Source organism: Methylobacterium aquaticum (assembly GCF_001043915.1).
Classification (GTDB): Bacteria; Pseudomonadota; Alphaproteobacteria; order Rhizobiales; family Beijerinckiaceae; genus Methylobacterium; species Methylobacterium aquaticum.
The window spans coordinates 1-3,290 of the sequence record NZ_LABX01000311.1; the positions used below are offsets into that span (position 1 = coordinate 1).

The 3,290-nt window shown below is 73.6% G+C and carries 2 protein-coding genes and 1 pseudogene; 2 read left to right on the forward strand and 1 reads right to left on the reverse strand.

Features of this window, described 5'->3' with window-relative positions; genetic code table 11:
• Together VP06_RS30835 and VP06_RS30840 are read left to right on the forward strand one after the other, a co-directional pair.
• Window positions 1–1,095: AMP-binding protein (locus VP06_RS30835; protein ID WP_048467641.1), on the forward strand; the 1,095-nt coding region annotated here is incomplete at its 5' end.
• Window positions 1,096–1,240: 145 nt separating this feature from the next.
• Window positions 1,241–3,031: pseudogene (locus VP06_RS30840) on the forward strand (condensation domain-containing protein); the annotation flags it as partial.
• A gap of 8 nt (window positions 3,032–3,039) precedes the next feature.
• Here VP06_RS30840 and VP06_RS39110 read toward each other — a convergent pair.
• The gene (locus tag VP06_RS39110) at window positions 3,040–3,276 is read right to left on the reverse strand and encodes an AMP-binding protein (RefSeq protein WP_425350971.1); all 237 of its coding nucleotides are present in this window, start codon (window positions 3,274–3,276) and stop codon (window positions 3,040–3,042) included.
• Window positions 3,277–3,290: the final 14 nt, after the last annotated feature.

Here is a 3,290-nt window from a genome sequence, read left to right on the forward strand (position 1 = left end):
GTCCAGGCCACCCCCACCACCTGGCGCCTCATCGGCGGCGGACACGGCCTGCCCGAAACCTGCCGGCGCTGGTGCGGCGGCGAGGCGCTGCCCTCAGACCTCGCCCGCGAACTCGCCGGGTCGCAGGGACAAACACGGGCCTGGAACCTCTACGGCCCGACCGAGACCACGATCTGGTCGGCCTGCGCGGCCCTGCCTCCCGGCAGGACCGCCGAGCCGGATCTCGGGGAGGCGGTGGCCGCCACCGTGCTGCGCGTGCTCGACGCCGACGGGCATCCGGCGCCGGCCGGCCTGCGGGGCGAGCTGATGATCGGGGGCGAGGGGCTGGCGCGCGGCTATCTCGGCCGGCCCGGGCTCACCGCCGAGCGCTTCCTGCCCGATCCGTTCGGGCCGCCGGGGTCGCGGCTCTACCGCACCGGCGACCTGGCGGGCCGGGACGCGGACGGGCGGCTGCTCTACCGCGGGCGGGCGGACGACCAGGTGAAGATCCGCGGTCACCGGATCGAGCCGGGCGAGGTCGAGGCGCGTCTCCTGGCTCTGCCGGGGGTGGCGCAGGCGGCGGTGACGGCGCGGCCGGGTCCGACGGGGTTGCGGCTCCTGGCCTATGCGGTGGCGCGCGCCGGGGCGGTGCTCGACGGGCCGGCTCTGCGCGCGGCGCTGGCTGAGGCGCTGCCGGACTACATGGTGCCCGTGCAAGTGACGGTGCTGGAGCACCTGCCGCTGACGCCGAACGGCAAGCTCGACCGCCGGGCGCTGCCGGAGCCGGAGGCGCCGGCAACATCTCGTCATATCGCGCCGCAGACCGAGACCGAGCGGGTGCTGGCGGGGATCTGGGCGGACCTGCTCGGCCGCGAGCGGATCGGGCGTGATGACGACTTCTTTGCGGTCGGGGGCGATTCCATCTCCGCCATGCAGGCGGTGACCGCCATCCGCCGTGCTTTCGACCATGACCTGACGCTCCGCCGCTTCTTCGAGCTGAAGACCATCGCGGCTCTTGCGGACGAACTGACCGGTCTCGCGCCGCGCAGGCCCCGTGCCGACGACCTCGCCGCCATGCTCGAGACCCTGGACACACTGGAATTCGCGGATGACTGACGCTGCCGGCCGCTACGCCTTCCAGCTCGACGAGATCGCCCGACGCCTCGCGCGGCTCGACCCCGACAAGCAGCGCCGCTTCCTCGACCAGCTCGGCGCGCGCGGCATCGATGTCGGGCAGTTGCCGATCCCGCGACTGGACCGAATGCGGGCGCCGCTCTCCTTCGCGCAGAGCCGGTTCTGGTTCCTGTGGCGGATGAACCCCGGCAGCGGCGCCTACGCCATGCCGGCCGCCCTGCGCCTGCGGGGGGCGCTGGACCGCGCAGCCCTCCAGGTGGCGTTCGATGCCCTGGTCCGGCGCCACGAGACGCTGCGCACGGTCTTCGCGCAAGGCGACGGCCCGCCCGAGCAGGTCGTGCGGGAGCCCTTCGCCGTCACGATCCGGGAGTGCGACCTCAGCGGCCCCGACCAGGAGACCGAGGCGCTCATGGCGGCCCGCGCCGAGGCCGAGGCGCCCTTCGACCTTGAGACCGGACCTCTGCTGCGCGTCGCGCTGATCAGGCGCGGCGTGGACGACCACGTCCTGCTCGTGACGATGCATCACATCGTCTCGGATGGCTGGTCCATGGGCGTGATCGTCGACGAGTTCTGGCGTCTCTACGCGGACGCAGCGCAGGGCCGGCCGGCCGAGCTGCCGAGCATGGACATCCAGTATGCCGATTACGGCGCCTGGCAGCGCGTATGCCTCGCCTCCGCCGAGGGCGAACGCCAGCTCGCCTACTGGACCGGGCGGCTCCGGGACGAGGCCCTCCCACTCCAGCTCCCTTTCGATCGCGCCCGCCGGCCCGAGCCCGACTTCCGCGGCGCCGGCCTGACGGTGCGCCTCGATCCCGACCTCACAGCGTCGCTGCGGGACCTCGCCCGCGACCGGGGGACGACGCTTTTCTCCGTCCTGCTCGCGGGGTTCGCCGCCCTGCTGCACCGTTACGGGGGCCAGAACGACATCCGGATCGGCGTGCCGGTCGCCAACCGGAGCCGAGCCGGGACACGCGGCCTCGTCGGGCCGCTCACCAACACGGTCGTATTGCGCACCGCGGTCGAGGGCCGGGATCCGGCCGCCCTCCTGCTCTCGCGCGTCCATGCGGCAGCGCTGGAGGCGCAGGACCACCAGGACGTGCCGTTCGAGCGGCTCGTCGAAGCGCTGCATCCCGAGCGCTCGCTGAGCGACCACCCGCTGTTCCAGGTTGTGTTCAACCACCAGCGCCCGCACGCAATGCCTGCCACCGTGGCGGGTCTCACCGTCGAACCATTCCCCCTCGTGTTCGGGACGGCGAAGTTCGATCTCGCCCTCGACACCCGCGAGGAGGCGGAGGGCAGCCTTTCGGGCCTGTTCACCTACGCCACGTCGCTGTTCGACGAGGACACGGTCGCCCGGATGGCCGCGCACTGGGTCGCGATCCTGCGCGCCTTCGCGGCCGAGCCGGACCAACGCGTCGGCGAGATCAGGCTGCCCTTGGCGGCCGGCGACGCGCCCCCGGAGGCGGGGCGGGCCATCGCCGAAATTCCGGTGCACGCCGCTTTCGCCGAGCACGCACGAAAGCACCCGGAGGCCGAGGCCGTGCGCTTCGGCGCCGAGAGCCTGAGCTACGCCGACCTCGACGCCCGCGCCAACCGGCTCGCCCACGCGCTGGCGGCAAGCGGGATCGGCCCCGGGGCGATCGTCGGCGTGGCTTTGTCGCGCACGCCGGCCCTCGTCATCGCACTGCTCGCGGTGCTCAAGGCCGGGGCGGCCTACACGCCCCTTGATCCGGCGACCCCGGCGTCCCGCGTCACCGAGGCGCTCGCCGATGCCGGGGCCGCGCTCCTGCTCGCCGACGACGCCCTGCTGGCGCGGCTGCCTGATCCCGGCCGTCCCGTCCTGAACCCCGGCGCGGTCGACCTCGCGGCTTGGCCCGACGGCGATCTGGAGACGGTGGTGCATCCCGAGGCGCTGGCCTACGTGATCTACACCTCGGGTTCGACCGGGCGGCCGAAGGGCGTCGCGGTGGCGCACGGACCGGATTCCGCCGCGAGATCGAGGAGCGCCGGGCGTAAGACCGGGACGTCCGTGGTCAGCGCCGCCTCCGCCCCGGCGAGGACCAGCCGGATCCCCGCATCCGCGATCATCGCCGAGAGCCGCTCGGGCGGGTTGCGGGGATCGAGCGGCACGTAGGCCGCGCCCGCCTTCATGACCGCCAGCATCGCCGCGAAGGCGT